Raw genomic sequence first — 16,579 nt, forward strand, 5'->3', positions numbered from 1 at the left:
CCGATTTTTATTTTTCGCTTTATTTAGGACAATGGTATTTAGCCTAACAGTATCCTAACCTAATAGCCTAAAGTAAGGTAATTATGGTATCTGTCGCCATTTTTTGCCTTGATATACGGCAGTATAACTTCGTCAAAGAAATGACGACAGCTACACAAACTAACTCACTTTAGGTGCGTAGCAGTTTATATTAAACAAATTTTTAATTAGACAAGGCATATTTTTAATTGCATACTTGCGTATTCAATTAAAAATTAACGCAGTATAATCGTAAATTTGTTAATATAAACCTAATTATGTTCGAATTCTGTTAGGCTAGGTAGAAAAATATAAAAAATCACTTGAATTATGAAAAAATGCTCCTATAATATAATCAAGTTTTTGAAAACCGGGAGAAAGCCAATGAAACAAAACGATATGCTGAGCGGCAATCCGATAAAAAGAATAATTCTGTTTGCCTTGCCGATAATGATTTCAAGCATGCTTCAATACAACTACTCATTTATTGACAACATTATTGTCGGCAGATATGTGGGAACGGACGCACTTGCGGCTGTGGGTAATGTCGGCTCAATAGGCGGGTTTATTGTGGGTGCTTCGCTCGGGCTTACAAGCGGATTTACAATTCCCGTTGCTCATGCATTCGGAGCCGGAGATAAAAAGAGAGTTTCCGCTTATGCCGGCAACAGCATTGCAGTTGCTTTTTTGATAGGTGTAATCATTGTTATCGTTGCTCATATTATATCAAGGCCTCTGCTTCGTGCAATAGGCACACCAAGCGAAATCATTGATTTATCAGCAAGATACATAAACATTTTATATTTCGGAATTCCTCTTCAAATGCTTTCAAACAATTTTACGGCAATTTCAAGAGCAGTCGGCGAAAGCAGAAAGCCTTTGATTTTTTACATAGTAAGCGTTATAGTAAATTTTGTTCTTGATATTATTTTTGTAAAGCATCTCGGCTGGGGTGTCGAGGGTGCGGCGGTTGCAACATTGTTTTCGTATTTTGTTGCTGCCTTACTTACGGGAATATACATCATATTCATTAACAATGATGTTGAAATCAAAAAGGAAGATTTAAGATTAAACATTAAAATTGCTTGGGAGCAAATCAAGCTCGGCATTCCCGTTTCTCTTCAGTTTACCATTACATCAATAGGCTCAATGACAATGCAAAGTGCCATTAACTCTTTCGGTCCTACTAAAATGGCAGGCATTACCGCAGGAATGAGGGTTGAAAGCATAACAAATATTCCGATGAGTGGATTGGGTGTAGCAACACAAACCTTTGTAGGACAAAACTACGGTGCTAAAAATTATGACAGAATCATCAAATCGGTTAACAAAATATTTTTGCTTGATTTAGGTGTTTCAGTTGCAATGAGCCTAACGCTTATGGCTATTGCAGAGCCAATGGTATCACTGTTTATGACAGAGGTTAATGCCGAAATCCTTTCCGCTGCAAAGCAATACTTAACTGCAATAGCACAGTGCTACAGCCTTGTTGCAGTGTTGTTTGTCCTCAGGAATACATTGCAGGGGTTGGGATTCACGTACTCAAACACCATAGCAGGCGCAGGAGAGCTCATAGGAAGGATTGTTATTTCAATACTCGTATTAAGGCTCGGCTTCGGATTTGAGGCGGTATGCTACGCACCGCCTGCCGCATGGCTTCTTGCAGACATCCCACTTGCAATCATCTACCTGTCAAAGCGCAAAAAGTTCAAGCAACTCGCAGACCAAAGCATATGTGCATAATAAAGACAATGCTTAATATTCACAAAAAAGACACCGCTTGGGTGTCTTTTCCTTATGGGTCAAGTGTTAGCTTTTGATACAAAAAACTTTAATTCAAAAATAAAACTTTTCAATTATTGAAGGAATTATTATATTGTGATATTATATATTTATCAATGTTATGAGGTGCTTTAATTGGCTGAAAAGAAATACATAATAGATAGTGAAGAACTAATGGCTGAATGGGATTGGGAGAAGAATAATGAACTTGGTTTAAATCCTAATCAAATTACTTATGGCAGCAATAAAAAGGCTTGGTGGAAATGTCGTAAAGGACATTCGTGGGAAACTTCTATTTCAGCGAGAGCAAAACAAGGACATCAATGTGTATACTGTTCTAATCAAAAAGCACTTAAAGGTTATAACGATTTTGAGACATTTTGTAAAAATAATGCGTTACTATATTTACTACAAGAATGGGATTATGATAACAATGCTAACCAACCTGAAGAATATACTTGGTGTTCAGGTCAAAAGGTTTATTGGAGATGCAATAAAGGTCATTCTTGGAAAACATCAATTGCTCATAGAATAACCGAGAATACTGGATGTCCAGTATGTAGTAATAAAAAAGTATTGAAAGGATACAATGATTTAAAAACTCTATGTCCCGTAATTGCTGGCGAATGGCATCCAACAAAAAATGGTGATTTAACACCTGATAATGTGTCCATCGGTAGTAGCAAAAGAGTCTGGTGGATATGTAAGGAAGGTCATGAATGGCAAGCCGCAATTTATTCTAGAACGGGCAAAAACGGAACTGGTTGTGCTGTTTGTTCAGGAAAGAAATTATATCAAGGATTAAATGATTTAGAAACATATTGTAAGAGCAACAAAGAGCTTTTATATTTGCTCGACGAATGGGATTATGATAAAAACAAATGTAATCCAAATGAAATAGCTAGAAGTTCATCAAAAAAAGTGTTTTGGAAATGTATACACGGACATAAGTGGGCTGCCTCTGTATCATCTAGAGTACGAGGAAATAATTGCAGAATTTGTAATTCTCAAACATCATTTCCAGAACAAGCCATATTCTACTATATCAGTTCACTTTTCCCAAACTCTGTTAATAGATATGTTTTTGATAAAACTGAATTAGATATTTTTATTCCCGAATTATCTATAGGTATTGAATACGATGGTTTTCATTTTCACAATAAAAAATCAAACAAAGAAGTTTTAAAAAATCAAAAATGTATTGATAATGGCATAAAGTTAATTAGAATAAGAGAAAATGGATTAACTTCGTATAATGATTGCATATGCATTTTTAGGCAAGATAACTTTTCAAACGAAGCATTAAGTGATGTAATCAATGAATTATTGCGCCAATTAGGCAAGCCGGTAACGATCGATGTAAACAAGGATAAAGCTATAATCACAAAACAATATAAACAATATGTACTCGATAATTCTATTACATCATTAAAGCCAGAACTACTACTTGATTGGGACGAAGATTCTAACGGTGGTTTAATGCTTGAAAATTTTACAAAAGGTTCTCATTACAAAGCACACTGGAAATGTCATATATGTGGATATGAATGGGATGCTGAAATAAAATCAAGATTTGCAGGAAGCGGATGCATTATGTGTAGTATGAAAAAATTTACACAAACTCGTTCGATAAAAGTATTGAACGTGGAAACAAATGTAGTTTATACATCACTAACAGATGCCGAAAGGAAAACTAACATTGAGCGTCATAGTATATCTGATTGCTGTAAAGGGAAAAGAGACACTGCTGGTGGATATCATTGGAAATTCATTGATTAAATATTAAAGGTTTGGATTGAAATCCAAACCTTTTTTAGTTTTTACACGGAGTGCAAAAGGAAATCAAAATTGAGGTAGGTTTAAGTCCTACCCCCGCAACAAGACTAAAAAGAGCATTTTAGCAAATAGACAAATAAAATATTAGTGTTTGTTTTCAAGTGTATTTTAAGCAAAAAATTAAGACACAACATTGTATCAAATGTTGTGTCATTTAGTGGTTGCGGGGACAAGACTCGAACTTGCGACCTCCGGGTTATGAGCCCGACGAGCTACCAACTGCTCTACCCCGCGATATATGTGTTTACTCAACTTGTATAGAATATTATATCACATAATTTTGAAATGTCAATACATATTTTGATTATTTTATAAAACAAAAACGGGTAGCCTAAGTGTCCGCTTAAACTACCCATCTTCGCTGTTTAATAAAAACAATCTCTTCGTGTTGTGAAGTTGCTGACAGACACAACACTTTAGCGCTATTACCATCACGCTACCACACAATAGTGGTTGTATATATAGTACAACAGCAAGCAAAAATTGTCAAGATATTTTATGAAAAATTATCATTTTGTAACTTTTCAAAAAAGTAAATCAAATTATTTGTATAAATAGTCAATTCGATCCACAACATATTGTTTTTTTCATTTTACAACCACTAAAAAATGTGTTACAATTCAGGTAACAAAATTATTACAGGGTGAATAGCAATGAACATTTTGATAGCTCCGGATTCGTACAAGGGCACACTTACGGCAATGCAGGTTGCCGACACTATCAAGGCAGTAATTACAAAATGCACAAATCACAATGTTACGGCTCTACCCTTTTCCGACGGTGGAGAAGGCTTTGGCGACGCATTTGAGAGCATATGCGGTGCGAAAAAGCTTTTCACAAAATGTCACGATGTCTACGGCAGGCAAACAGATGGGTATATATTTGTATTTGATGACACCGCTGTAATTGAATGTGCGGTTGCAAGCGGTTTGCAAAAGCAAAAACGAATTATGCAAAGCACAAGCTACGGCACGGGAGAGCTTATAAAATTCGCATACGACAACGGCTTCAGAAAAATCATCCTTGGTCTTGGCGGTACAGGATGCTGTGACGGAGGTGCAGGAGCACTTGTAGCTCTCGGAGCAAAAATATATGACGAAAACCAAAGCATTATTAAAATGCCTAAAAGCAGTGACCTAAACTATATTTTCGGTTTAAGCACAAGAGATTGCCCAAAGGATATTGAGATAACATATGCCTGTGATGTTGAAAATGAATACTACGGAAAAAACGGTGCGGCTTATGTTTTTGCACCGCAAAAGGGTGCCAACAAAACACAGGTGGCAGAGCTTGACGAGGGCTTGCAAAGGCTAAATGCATTTTTCAAAAACGACATCAGCAAGGTTAAGGGGGCAGGAGCCGCAGGAGGAATATGCGGAGGACTTTACAGTGTTTTCGGCGGAGAGATTAAATCCGGATTTGATATTCTTGCACAGTACTGCAATCTTGAAGAAAAAATAAAAAATGCCAACATCATAATCACAGGTGAAGGCAAAACAGACGGGCAAACCTTAATGGGCAAGCTGCCTTACAAAATATACGAGCTTTGCAAAAAGCACAACAAAAGGTGCGTTGTAATCAGCGGGTGCATTGAAACAGACAAGGTTGGCGATATTGCGATACCGCTTGCAGACAAGGAAACAACAGTTGACGAGGCCATCGGCAACGCAAGGACAGTCCTTGCTAAAAAAGTGGAAAATAGCCTTGAAAAAATATTAAAATAATTATATAATATTATACAATTAATTTACACAAGGAGAATACTTATGAAGGTAAGAATCCCTAAACACAGAGAATTTCAAATTAAATTTCCGGACAACTATCCGTTAGAGGCAGAGGCTTGGGAAAAGCTTAACCAAATTGTTAAGGATTATTCCGTTGACGGAAAGAGTGTTCGCAGTGCATCATTTATCGAGGACAACGAGGACAAGGTAAAGGCTCTGCAGGAGCAGTACGATTTTGAATACGAAATTATTGAAGTAAAGTAAGTTAAAGCAGAGACATATAATGGCTGAAAATAAAATTTTTACGGTTGCAACTGCACATCTTGACACGGTTTGGAGATGGGAGCTGCCGAAAACCATTGATGAATTTATACCGGATACATTCAACAAAAACTTTGAATTAATTGAAAAATACCCTCATTACCGCTTTAATTTTGAGGGTAGCTTTCGTTATGAGCTTATTGAAGAATACTATCCTGATGCTTTTGCAAAAATCAGGCAATATGTTGACGAGGGTAAATGGTGTGTCAGCGGCTCTGCATACGAAAACGGAGATGTTAACATTCCGTCACCCGAGGCATTATTCCGCAATTTTCTTTATGGCAATCACTACTTTAACAAAAAATTCGGCAAAACCTCCAAGGATGTATTTTTGCCGGACTGCTTTGGATTCGGATATGCGTTGCCGAGCATTGCAAAGCATGCCAATCTGCTTGGTGTTTCTTCTCAAAAGCTTAGCTGGGGCGGAGCATATGAGCTGCCGTTCGACATCGGAATATGGCAGGGCGTAAACGGCGACAGGGTTTACGCATCCCTTAATCCCCTATCATACCGTTACAAATTTGACGGTGATGTCAGAGGAGATTTGCAAATAATAAACAAACTTGCAGAAAACGGACTCAAGCACGATTTGCCTTGGACCATGAATTATTATGGCACAGGTGATTGGGGCGGAGCTCCTACCGAAGAAAGTGCTAAGGCTGTAAACGACAGCGTTGAGGCTAACCAAAAAAACAAAGAAACCAAGGTATATTCTGCATCATCAGATGAAATCTTTGTTGAAATGGACGGGCTTTCGCAAAAGCAAAAAAACGCGTTGCCGATATGGAATAACGAATTAGTTATGAAAAGCCACGGTGCAGGCGGTTATACATCAAGATGTATGAGCAAAAGGCTCAACGCACAAAACGAATGTCTTGCAGACAGCTGTGAAAAGGCTGCCGTTGCCGCAAGCCTGCTGACATCATACAGGTATCCGCAGGAGATAATCGACAAGGCGTGGAAAAGAGTTATTCAGCATCAATTCCACGACGATATTCCGGGCACGTCGACAATGCTTCAGTACAACGACAGCTGGAACGATTACTTTGCATCCCTCAATCAATTCCAAGCCGAATACGAGGGTGCAATGGGAGCATTGGCTAACGAGATTGATACCTCATGGTGTAAGGAATGTGCCGTTATTGTTAACAACCCCGTTGCAGTAAAACGCAAGGCGGCGGTTAAGGCACACATCAAGCTTACACGAAATGCAAAATACATCAAGGTGCTTGACAAAAACGGCAAGGAGGTTCCAAGCCAGATTGTAAAAAAATCGGGCAAGGAATTTGACATTATCTTCCTTGCAAGTGTAGGCTCCTGTGCAAGCAGAGTTTACGATGTTCAGGGTGCCGACAAAAAGTATGACGGCAAGACAGACCTCAAGGTAACCGAGCATACACTTGAAAATGACAAATACAGGCTTATGTTCAACAAAAACGGCGACATAGGCTCTATCGTTGACAAAAAACTAAAGGTTCAGTTACTTACCGCACCTATCAAGCTTGCATTACTGCACAATATCGGTGAGCTGAATTATCCGTCCTGGGAAATCAGAAAAGAGGATATCGACGGCGAGCCGTACTGCTATGCAAACACTCCGAACTTTGAGATAGTTGAAGACGGTCCGGCAAGAATTGCAATCAAGGTGACACGAGAGGCCGAATACAGCAAAATCGAGCAGGTAGTCAGCCTTGAGGCATACGGTGAGGTTATAAGAGTTGACAACAACATTGATTGGCAGGAAAGAAGAGCTCTGCTTAAAGCACAGTTCCCTGTTACCTGCAGTAACGACGAAGCAAGCTACGACCTCGGCTTAGGCTACATAAAGCGTGGCAACAACACAGAAAATCTGTACGAGGTGCCTGCACAGAAATGGGCAGATATTACGGACAGATTCGGCAAATACGGTGTCAGCATTTTGTCAGACTGCAAATACGGATGGGACAAGCCGAACGATTACACACTGAGGCTTACCTGCATACACACCCCTGCCGGTGCTTTTACAAAGGATGCAAGGCAGGATTTGCAGGACATAGGACGAAACAGGTTTGCATTTGGAATAATGAGCCACAAGGGCAATGTAGGAGCAACTACTCAAATTGAGTCACAATGCTTTTGCCAAGGTCTTGTTGCGTTTTGCACATCGTCAAGGCGTGAGGGTGTACTCGGCGACAGCTTCAGCCTGCTTAACACATCATCAAACGCAGTTTTGGTCAGAGCCGTTAAAAAGGCTATTGACGACGACAGCATTATCGTGAGAATAAACGAGGGTGTCGGCAAGGCACACAAGAGTGCAGGTATTAAATTTTTCTGCGACATAACCGAGGCAACAGAGGTTTGGGCAAGCGAGGAATACAAAAACGATGCAAAAATCGACAACGGTGCATTGGTGTTTGACCTAAAGCCGTTTGAGGTGAAAACCTTTAAGCTAAAGCTAAATGCAGAAAGAAACAAGGCAAAGGAAAACTTTAAGAAGCTTGACCTTGAATACAATTCCGTTGGCATCACGGCAGATGAATACAAGGTTAACTGCATTATGCAGGGCAGCGGAATGAGCCTGCCGAACGAGCTGATACCAAGCTCGCTGACCGTTCACGGCATCACCTTTAAGATGCCTAACGTGGAAATGGATAAAAACATATTTATTCCTCGAGGACAAGAAATCGAACTGCCAAAGGGTGTTACAAAGCTGTATATGATTGCAGGCTCGGTGCTTGAGCGCAGAGATACCGTTGTTATGGCTGACAGCAAGGAAAGGCACATTACGGTTTATCCTATGCGTGAGCCGGTTGGTCAATGGGATATGGCAGGCTTACAGCAAACTGCCAAAATCACAAATCAACCAATCGCTATCGAATTTACGCACACTCATCATCCGGAGGGCAACATTGCCAACGGCAAGGCATATTTTTACCTGTATGAAATTGATGTGCGAGGCTGTAAAACAGTAACCATGCCTGAGGACAACAAAATTGTTATTTTGGCAATGACGGCTGTTAAAAAATTCTCTAACACTCACCTTGCAACAAGGCTGATTGACGAGGTTGACGAGGGCTACGAATTTGGTGAAATACCGCCTATCAACAAGATTATCGATAAGGCAGATTTCATTACAATCCGTGCAGGAAAAATACAAGACCAAATCAAAGGCGGCAAGGGCAAGGGTATCAAACGAGACAACATTATCACAAACATTATTCGCTCCTACACCAAGAGCGAATGGTAAAGCAAAGCACACGCTGGTAGACTGTTGAGAAATGGAGCTGAAATTCGCATTTTGCGAGGGAAGATGTACGAGGGTACCTCAACCGAGCAAAAGGCGAAAAACGCCAAAAAACAGATTGAACTCGATGTTCAATCTGTTTTTATATCCCCTCAGTCACCTTCGGTGACAGCTCCCCTTTATTGCATAAAAGGGGCGCCAAATATATTTTCTTTTGGCGTGGTTCAGCACACTTTATCGACAGTATAACGCTGTGAGCATAATGCTCACAGCGTTTTGTCATTCATCATTCTGTTGCTCGGTTGCTTCAACCTCTATGTCGGACGTGGAATCGATTGTTTGCTTTACCCTTTTGGCTGCCGTGTTGATTTGCAATAGTGTTATCAAATCAAGAACTGCGTATACGATAAGCGCCGCACCGATAAATCGAACTATGCTATCCGTCAGGCTTGCCGATTTTGTAATGGCTACTATGCCGAAGATTATTGTGATAACCGACAGAAGCATGGTAAACCAACCGGAAACCCTTAACGTTATTATTGAGCGAATAGCAGCCGCCATATCGACAAGGCCGGAGGTCAGTATAAATATACCAAGCACCACAACTATAAACGAAATAATTGCACGGTACCTAACGCATATCACTATTCCGGCAACAAGCGACAGGCAACCAAGCACAAGGCTCGGCTTTTGCTCTCGCTTAACAATATAAGACACAACCGAGATTATTCCTGTTGCAACAAATGACAGACCGATTACAAGAGAAATATACTCTATACACTTTGACGGAAATGCTATAAACAGCACACCCATAACGGCAGAAACAATTATCGTTGCAACGGAAAACCGTTTTAATCCTCTAAAAAATTCTATCATAAATTATTCATTTACCGAGCTTTCTGCGATAACCTTTTGAGCAATATGCTCAGGGCATCTTTCGTATCTTGCAAAGGCTGTTGTAAATGATCCTCTGCCCTGTGTGATTTGGCGCATAGATGTTGCAAAGGTTGTCATTTCAGATTCAGGCACCTCTGCAATAATCTCCTGCATACCGTCACCGGTAGGATTCATGCCGAGCACACGGCCTCTGCGCTTATTAATATCACCGATAACATCACCCATTGCATCATCGTTGCAAAGAGCATTAAGGGTAACAATCGGCTCAAGCAAAACAGGAGAAGCATCTGCTATACCCGACTTGAACGCAAGAGAAGCAGCCATCTTAAATGCCATTTCGGACGAGTCAACAGGATGGTATGAGCCGTCAAACAATGTTGCCTTTACGCCAACCATCGGATATCCTGCAAGCACACCCTTTTCCATAGACTCCTGCAATCCCTTTTCTACTGCCGGGAAGAAGTTCTTTGGAACGGAGCCGCCGACAACTCTTTCTGCAAATACAAGCTCTTCTGAATCGCAAGGCTCAAATTCGATAAATACATCACCGAACTGACCGTGACCGCCTGATTGCTTTTTATGTCTGCCCTGTGCAGTAACCTTGCGTGTAATAGTTTCTCTGTAAGCAACTCGAGGTTGTTCAAGAGAAGCGGTTACATTATATTTTGTACTCAATTTTGACAGACATACATCCAAATGCTGTTCTCCCAAGCCTGACAAAACTGTTTGTCTTGTTTCGTGGTTTACCTTATACGCGATTGACGGATCTTCCTCAATCATCTTTTGAATTGCGTTAGACACCTTTTCCTCCTCGCCCTTCTTATCAGCTGTAATAGCCATAGAATAGCAAGGTACGGGAACGGCAACGCCGTCAAGAGTTACAACCTTTGCCGATGTGCACATTGTGTCCCCGGTCTTGAAGCTGTCAAGCTTTGCAACAGCACCGATTTCGCCGGCGATGATTTCCTTGGCATCTGTTTGCTTTGTGCCGAGCAGGTTAACAACCTTGCCCACTCTCTCCTCCTTACCGGTGCGAGAGTTAACAACTGTTATACCCTGTGTAAGCTTGCCGGAAACAACCTTGAAATAATTAAGCTTACCGATAAACGGGTCTGCAACAGTCTTGAAGCATACAGCAGCCAACGGACCGTTTGCATCAACAGTAAGCTCGATAGGCTCACCGTTTGCATCAATAGCATATTCGGACTTCGGAGCAGGACAGCAATCCTTGATGAAATCAAGAAGCATATCCACGCCGACGCCGGTAAGACCCGAAAGTGCAAACACAGGGACTACCGTACCATCTGCAACACCCTTTGCCAAGCCGTTAAGCTTATCCTGTGTGGTAAGAGACTCGCCTTCAAAATACTTTTCCATAAGTGCATCGTCTGTGCCTGCAACAGCCTCTGCGAACACTTCCTTAATAGCGTCAAATCTTGCCTGATCATCGTGAGCAACATCGCTTGCCTTTTTATGAACTCCGTCGTATGTATAGGTTGTGTCGTCTATCATATTATAGTAGCCGACAACCTTGCCGCCGTTAAGAACAGGAACAACAACAGGACACATTGTTGTACCGAACTTTGCAACCAAGCCATTGAATGCCTTGTAAAAATCTGCCCTTTCATCATCCATCTTTGATGTAACGATAATGCGTGCCATACCCTTTTTACCGGCACCCTTAAATGCTTTTTCGGCGCCTGCTGCCAAGCCTGACCTTGCAGATACAACAACGATAGCACTATCGGCTGCTCTCAATCCCTCGGCAGAGCCCAAGGCAAAATCAAAAAGGCCCGGAGTATCTATAATATTAATTTTTGCATTATCATATGTAAACTGCAAAAGTGACGAAGATATACTAACTCCCCTCTTCTTCTCCTCTGCGTCACTGTCAGAAACAGTATTTCCATCGGCAATTTTACCCATTCTTTCGGTAACGCCTGCCACATTAAGCATTGCCTCTGCAAGAGTTGTTTTACCCTTTGAAGCGTGACCGACAATTGCCACATTTTTAACTATGCTCATTAAGAACACCCCTTCAATATATCATTTGTTAAAATTGTACAGTATTTTTGCACATATGTCAATACTTTTTGGTAAATAGTGTGCATTGTTTATAAAAATGAAATAAACGCATTTACCAGATATAACCAAAAACACTATATATATTCTATGGCTCAATATAAGCATATATTAATGTTTTTGTACAAGTTATATGAATTTGACGATTTTGCCTTGATAAAATGCCGAAATTATAGTATATTTTAAGTAATATATTATAAAATATACACCGTATTGTTAGGAGGAAAAATATGTCTACTGTTGATTTGAAGCTTATTGAACCTGTGCTTGACGAATATGCAGGCATTAAGGGAAGCTTGATTACAATTTTACAGCACACACAGGATATTTACGGCTATCTTCCCAAGGAAGCAATAATAAAAATTTCCGAAGCAACGGGTATTGCTGAAAGTGAAATTATGGGTGTCGGCACATTTTACACCCAATTTAGATTTCAGCCTGTGGGCAAATACCTTATTATGCTTTGCCAAGGTACAGCCTGCCACGTTAACTCATCCGAATTGATTTTGCAGACAATCAAGGATGAGCTTGGCATAGACGACGGAGAAACCACAGATGACGGCTTGTTCTCATTAAAGTGCGTTGCCTGTCTCGGCTGTTGCTCATTGTCCCCTGTTATGATGATTAATGACAATACATACGGCAGTCTTACACCTGACAAAACAAAGAAAATACTTAAGGAATTAAGGGAGGCAGCACAATGAGAATAGTTATCGGAGAGGGCTCATGCGGTATTGCTGCCGGAGCTGAAAAGGTGCGTGAGGCACTTTTGAATTGTGATTTAGGCGATGCAAGGGTAAGCATTACAGGCTGTATCGGTATGTGCTACCTTGAGCCTATTGTTGACATCTACGAGGGTGACAGGCTGACAAGGCTTGTTAAGGTTACTCCCGATGATGCCGATGCCATTGCCGAATATGCAAGAACAAAGGACATAAGCAAAATTGAAAAGCTTATTGTATCGGCTGAAGACAACGAATTTTTAACAAAGCAAACAAGAATTGCCTTGAGAAGATGCGGTATCATCAATCCTGATGAAATAAGCGAATTTATTGAAGCGGACGGCTACACAGCACTCAAAAAATGCTTGACAGAGCTTACACCCGAGGAGGTTATCGAAATCATCAAGGTGTCAGGCTTGGCAGGCAGAGGCGGTGCAGGCTTCCCAACCTGGTTCAAGTGGAATGCCGCAAGGCAGAGCGAGGGAGATGTTAAGTACCTTATCTGCAACGCAGACGAGGGCGACCCCGGTGCATTTATGGACAGAGCGGTTATCGAATCCGACCCGCACACTCTTATTGAGGGTATGCTTATCGGTGCATATGCTATCGGTGCACAGCACTCAGTTGTTTACGTAAGAGCCGAGTATCCGCTTGCTATCAAGAGACTTGAAAGAGCTATTGCACAGGCAACGGAAAAGGGTATTATAGGCGACAGAATTTTCGGCACAGACTTTAGCTGTGACTTTACCATCAAGGCGGGTGCAGGAGCATTTGTTTGCGGTGAGGAGACTGCTCTTATTGAATCACTTGAGGGACACAGGGGTATGCCGAGGCTCAAGCCTCCGTTCCCTGCCGCTTCGGGATATTGGCAGCAGCCGTCAAACATAAACAATGTTGAAACCTTTGCAAACGTTTCCTGGATTATCAACAACGGCGGTGAGGCATTTGCCGCTATGGGTACGGAAAGCTCAAAAGGCACAAAGGTATTTGCCGTTACCGGTAAGGTTAAGCGCTCGGGACTTGTTGAAATTCCAATGGGCAAAACTCTTAAGGATGTTATATTTGACATCGGCGGCGGAATGAAATCCGACAAAGAGTTTAAGGCCGTACAAATGGGAGGCCCGTCAGGCGGATGTATCCCGGCAGATATGATAGATACGGTTATTGACTACAAAGCTCTCGGTGCAACAGGTGCCATTATGGGCTCCGGCGGTATGGTTGTTATGGACGAGGGTACCTGTATGGTTGGCATGGCAAAGTTTTTCCTTGACTTTACCGCAAAGGAAAGCTGCGGCAAATGTATACACTGCCGTATAGGTACAAAGAGAATGCTTGAAATGCTTGAGCGTATCACAAAGGGCGAAGGCAAGGAGGGCGACATTGAGCTTCTTGAGGAGCTTTGCTATTCCATCAAGGACGGTGCTCTTTGCGGTCTCGGTCAAACTGCGCCAAACCCCGTGCTTACAACAATTAAATATTTCAGAGACGAATATGAGGCACACATTAACGAAAGAAAATGCCCTGCCGGCGAATGCAGTGACCTTGTTGAATACAAAATTATTGAGGACAAGTGCAAGGGTTGTACCCTTTGTGCAAGAAATTGCCCGGTTGAAGCAATCAGCGGCAGTGTGAAGAATCCTCATACAATAGACACCGAAAAATGTATCAAGTGCGGAAAATGCTATTCATCATGCAAATTCGGTGCGATAGTTAAAGAATAAGAAGGGAGGAGTAACGATGCTTAATATAACAATCAACAATAAAGCTATTCAGGTTGAAGAAGGAACAACAATTCTTCAGGCGGCAAGAGATAACGGCATATACATCCCTACCCTTTGCTATGACGAGGCTGTTAAGGTTTACGGTGCATGCGGACTTTGTGTTGTAGAGGCCGAGGGTATACCAAAGCTTCTGCGTTCCTGTTCCGCAAAATGCTCGGACGGTATGGTAATTAATACCGAAAGCGAAAGAGTTGTTCAATCAAGAAAAATTGCAATGGAGCTTTTGATGTCTGCACACGACGGCGACTGTGTTGCCCCATGTCAGCTCAACTGCCCTGCAAGAACCGACTGTCAGGGATATGTAGGTCTTATTGCAAACGGCGAATTTGACGCAGCACTTAAACTAATTAAAAACAAAATTTCATTGCCTGCATCTATCGGCAGAGTTTGCCCTCATCCATGCGAATCTGCCTGCAGAAGAAAGAATGTTGAGGAGCCAATCAACATTGCACAGCTTAAGGCTTTTGCGGCGGATGTCGACCTTAACTCCAACAAATACATTCCGGAAAAGAAAGCTGCAACAGGCAAAAAAATCGCTGTTATCGGTGGCGGACCTGCAGGTCTTACGGCAGCATATCAGCTTGCTATAAAGGGACACGACGTAACAATTTACGATATGATGGAAAAGATGGGAGGTATGCTGCGCTACGGTATTCCTCAATACAGATTGCCAAAGGAAGTTCTTGACAGCGAGATTGAAATCATTGAGAAGCTCGGTGTTAAGATGATTAACGGCAAAAAGCTCGGCAAGGACTTTACCATCGCACAGCTCAAGGCTGAAAACGATGCGGTTATTGTTGCAGTCGGTGCTTGGAAATCAAGCTCAATGAGAACTCCGGGCGAGGATCTTGACGGTGTATACGGAGGTATTGATTTCCTGCGCAGTGTTATCAAGGGTGAGCCTGTGGAAATCGGCGACAATGTTGTTATCTGCGGTGGCGGTAATACAGCTATGGACGCGTGCAGAACAGCAGTAAGGCTCGGTGCAAAAAATGTTTATGTTGTTTACAGAAGAACAAGAAACGAGATGCCTGCCGATGATCTTGAAATCCGTGAGGCAGAGGAGGAAGGAGTACAGTACAAATTCCTCACAAATCCTATTTCATTTAACGGTGAGAACGGAAAGGTCAAGAGCATTACACTTCAAATTATGGAGCTTGGCGAGCCTGATGCCTCCGGCAGAAGAAAGCCTGTTCCCGTTGAGGGCAAAACAGAGGAAATAGCAGTTGACAGTGTTATTATGGCAATCGGTCAAAAGCTTGTTACCGAGGACGTCAGCGAATTAAAGCTTACTGACAGAGGCAACATTGAGGCTGACATTGACACCTTTGAAACAAACCTTGACGGTGTATTTGCAATAGGTGATGCAACAAACAGGGGTGCATCAATCGCTATTGAGGCAATAGGCGAGGCAGACAGATGTGCCATTGCCGTTGACGCGTACCTGAACGGTGAGCAAATCGATACAAGAGTTCCCTATATCAGCCGCCGCGACGAAGAGCTTATTGACTATTCTGCCAAGGAAAAATGCTCAAGAATAAACCCAAGGGTACTTGATGCAGATTACAGAAGAAACAACTTTGACGAGGTAAGCCTTGGGTTTACCGAAGATGAGGCAAAGGCAGAGGCAAGCCGTTGCCTTGAATGCGGATGCAAGGAATACTTTAAGTGTAGGCTGCTTAATGTTGCACAGAGATACGACATCAATCCTGCAAGATTCAAGGGCGAGATGCCGCAAAAATACACGGCAAATTCCAACGAGTTTATTGAAAGAAACAGTGCAAAATGTATCCTTTGCGGTTTGTGCGTAAGAAGCTGTAAGGAGGTTATGAATATTTCGGCAATCGGTCTTATGGGCAGAGGCTTTAAGACAGAGGTTGCTCCTGCATTCAATCTTCCTCTTGACCAAACAAAGTGTACAAACTGCGGACTATGCGTTGAGCTTTGCCCGACAGGTGCATTAACGGAAAAATCAGCACTTAAAAAGCAGGTTCCGCTTGATGAGCAGTATTTTGAAAAGACTGTTAAAATCAACGGACAGGATGCAAAGGTGCTTGTTACAAAATACGACGGAAAAACAATCCGTGTTATTCCAAACGACGACGCTTCACGAAACGCCGACATCAGCAGAGAAGAGTTGTTTGAACTCGGAAAATAAGCAAAAACAAATTAAAACCGATTGGACTGCAATGA

10 protein-coding genes and 1 tRNA gene are annotated in these 16,579 nt (G+C 41.8%); 8 read left to right on the plus strand and 3 right to left on the minus strand.

The window, feature by feature from the left end:
* The first annotated feature begins 402 nt into the window (after positions 1-402).
* Entirely contained in the window at positions 403-1,761 is a 1,359-nt protein-coding gene (locus Q0P34_RS02230; protein WP_294952255.1) for an MATE family efflux transporter, read from the plus strand.
* Between the two features lie 174 nt (positions 1,762-1,935).
* The gene (locus Q0P34_RS02235) at positions 1,936-3,579 is read left to right on the plus strand and encodes a zinc-ribbon domain-containing protein (protein WP_294952258.1); all 1,644 of its coding nucleotides are present in this window, start codon (positions 1,936-1,938) and stop codon (positions 3,577-3,579) included.
* 215 nt (positions 3,580-3,794) lie between these two features.
* On the opposite strand, the gene Q0P34_RS02240 is transcribed toward Q0P34_RS02235, so the two are convergent.
* Positions 3,795-3,870 (minus strand) — tRNA-Met (locus Q0P34_RS02240).
* A gap of 419 nt (positions 3,871-4,289) precedes the next feature.
* Between Q0P34_RS02240 and Q0P34_RS02245 the strand changes: the two genes are divergently transcribed.
* Genes Q0P34_RS02245 through Q0P34_RS02255 form a run of 3 tightly spaced genes read left to right on the plus strand, consistent with a single transcriptional unit; the run spans position 4,290 to position 8,907 of the window.
* Positions 4,290-5,360: a glycerate kinase gene (locus tag Q0P34_RS02245; RefSeq protein WP_294952261.1), complete on the plus strand. Its 1,071-nt coding sequence runs from the start codon at positions 4,290-4,292 to the stop codon at positions 5,358-5,360.
* 42 nt (positions 5,361-5,402) lie between these two features.
* Entirely contained in the window at positions 5,403-5,624 is a 222-nt protein-coding gene (locus tag Q0P34_RS02250) for a methylenetetrahydrofolate dehydrogenase (protein WP_294952264.1), read from the plus strand.
* A gap of 19 nt (positions 5,625-5,643) precedes the next feature.
* Positions 5,644-8,907: a glycoside hydrolase family 38 C-terminal domain-containing protein gene (locus Q0P34_RS02255; protein WP_294952267.1), complete on the plus strand. Its 3,264-nt coding sequence runs from the start codon at positions 5,644-5,646 to the stop codon at positions 8,905-8,907.
* 276 nt (positions 8,908-9,183) lie between these two features.
* On the opposite strand, the gene Q0P34_RS02260 is transcribed toward Q0P34_RS02255, so the two are convergent.
* Positions 9,184-9,780 (minus strand): DUF308 domain-containing protein, encoded by a 597-nt coding sequence (locus Q0P34_RS02260; protein ID WP_294952269.1) that lies wholly within the window; start codon positions 9,778-9,780, stop codon positions 9,184-9,186.
* 3 nt (positions 9,781-9,783) lie between these two features.
* Complete coding sequence (fusA, locus tag Q0P34_RS02265; protein ID WP_294952272.1) at positions 9,784-11,826, minus strand: elongation factor G; 2,043 nt, start codon at positions 11,824-11,826, stop codon at positions 9,784-9,786.
* A 287-nt stretch (positions 11,827-12,113) separates the two neighbouring features.
* Here fusA and nuoE point away from each other — a divergent pair, with 287 nt between their 5' ends.
* From nuoE to Q0P34_RS02280, 3 genes are read left to right on the plus strand one after another with little or no spacing between them, the layout of a single operon-like run.
* Positions 12,114-12,587: an NADH-quinone oxidoreductase subunit NuoE gene (nuoE, locus tag Q0P34_RS02270; protein ID WP_294952275.1), complete on the plus strand. Its 474-nt coding sequence runs from the start codon at positions 12,114-12,116 to the stop codon at positions 12,585-12,587.
* Positions 12,584-14,326 (plus strand): NADH-quinone oxidoreductase subunit NuoF, encoded by a 1,743-nt coding sequence (locus Q0P34_RS02275; RefSeq protein ID WP_294952277.1) that lies wholly within the window; start codon positions 12,584-12,586, stop codon positions 14,324-14,326. The genes nuoE and Q0P34_RS02275 overlap by 4 nt, the downstream gene beginning before the upstream one ends.
* Positions 14,327-14,342: 16 nt before the next feature.
* Positions 14,343-16,544 (plus strand): FAD-dependent oxidoreductase, encoded by a 2,202-nt coding sequence (locus Q0P34_RS02280; protein ID WP_294952280.1) that lies wholly within the window; start codon positions 14,343-14,345, stop codon positions 16,542-16,544.
* The last annotated feature ends 35 nt before the right edge of the window (positions 16,545-16,579 follow it).

Origin of the sequence: uncultured Eubacterium sp. (genome assembly GCF_945980375.1) — a bacterium.
In the GTDB taxonomy this organism is placed as follows: Bacteria; Bacillota; Clostridia; order Oscillospirales; family Acutalibacteraceae; genus Eubacterium_R.

What these genes read in the sequence shown, in the direction of transcription:
- Q0P34_RS02255 (WP_294952267.1), top strand. Translation starts at nt 5,644, where the DNA reads ATGGCTGAAAATAAAATTTTTACGGTTGCAACTGCACATCTTGACACG.
- fusA (WP_294952272.1), bottom strand. Translation starts at nt 11,826, where the DNA reads ATGAGCATAGTTAAAAATGTGGCAATTGTCGGTCACGCTTCAAAGGGT.
- Q0P34_RS02280 (WP_294952280.1), top strand. Translation starts at nt 14,343, where the DNA reads ATGCTTAATATAACAATCAACAATAAAGCTATTCAGGTTGAAGAAGGA.
- Q0P34_RS02260 (WP_294952269.1), bottom strand. Translation starts at nt 9,780, where the DNA reads ATGATAGAATTTTTTAGAGGATTAAAACGGTTTTCCGTTGCAACGATA.
- Q0P34_RS02250 (WP_294952264.1), top strand. Translation starts at nt 5,403, where the DNA reads ATGAAGGTAAGAATCCCTAAACACAGAGAATTTCAAATTAAATTTCCG.
- Q0P34_RS02275 (WP_294952277.1), top strand. Translation starts at nt 12,584, where the DNA reads ATGAGAATAGTTATCGGAGAGGGCTCATGCGGTATTGCTGCCGGAGCT.
- Q0P34_RS02245 (WP_294952261.1), top strand. Translation starts at nt 4,290, where the DNA reads ATGAACATTTTGATAGCTCCGGATTCGTACAAGGGCACACTTACGGCA.
- nuoE (WP_294952275.1), top strand. Translation starts at nt 12,114, where the DNA reads ATGTCTACTGTTGATTTGAAGCTTATTGAACCTGTGCTTGACGAATAT.
- Q0P34_RS02230 (WP_294952255.1), top strand. Translation starts at nt 403, where the DNA reads ATGAAACAAAACGATATGCTGAGCGGCAATCCGATAAAAAGAATAATT.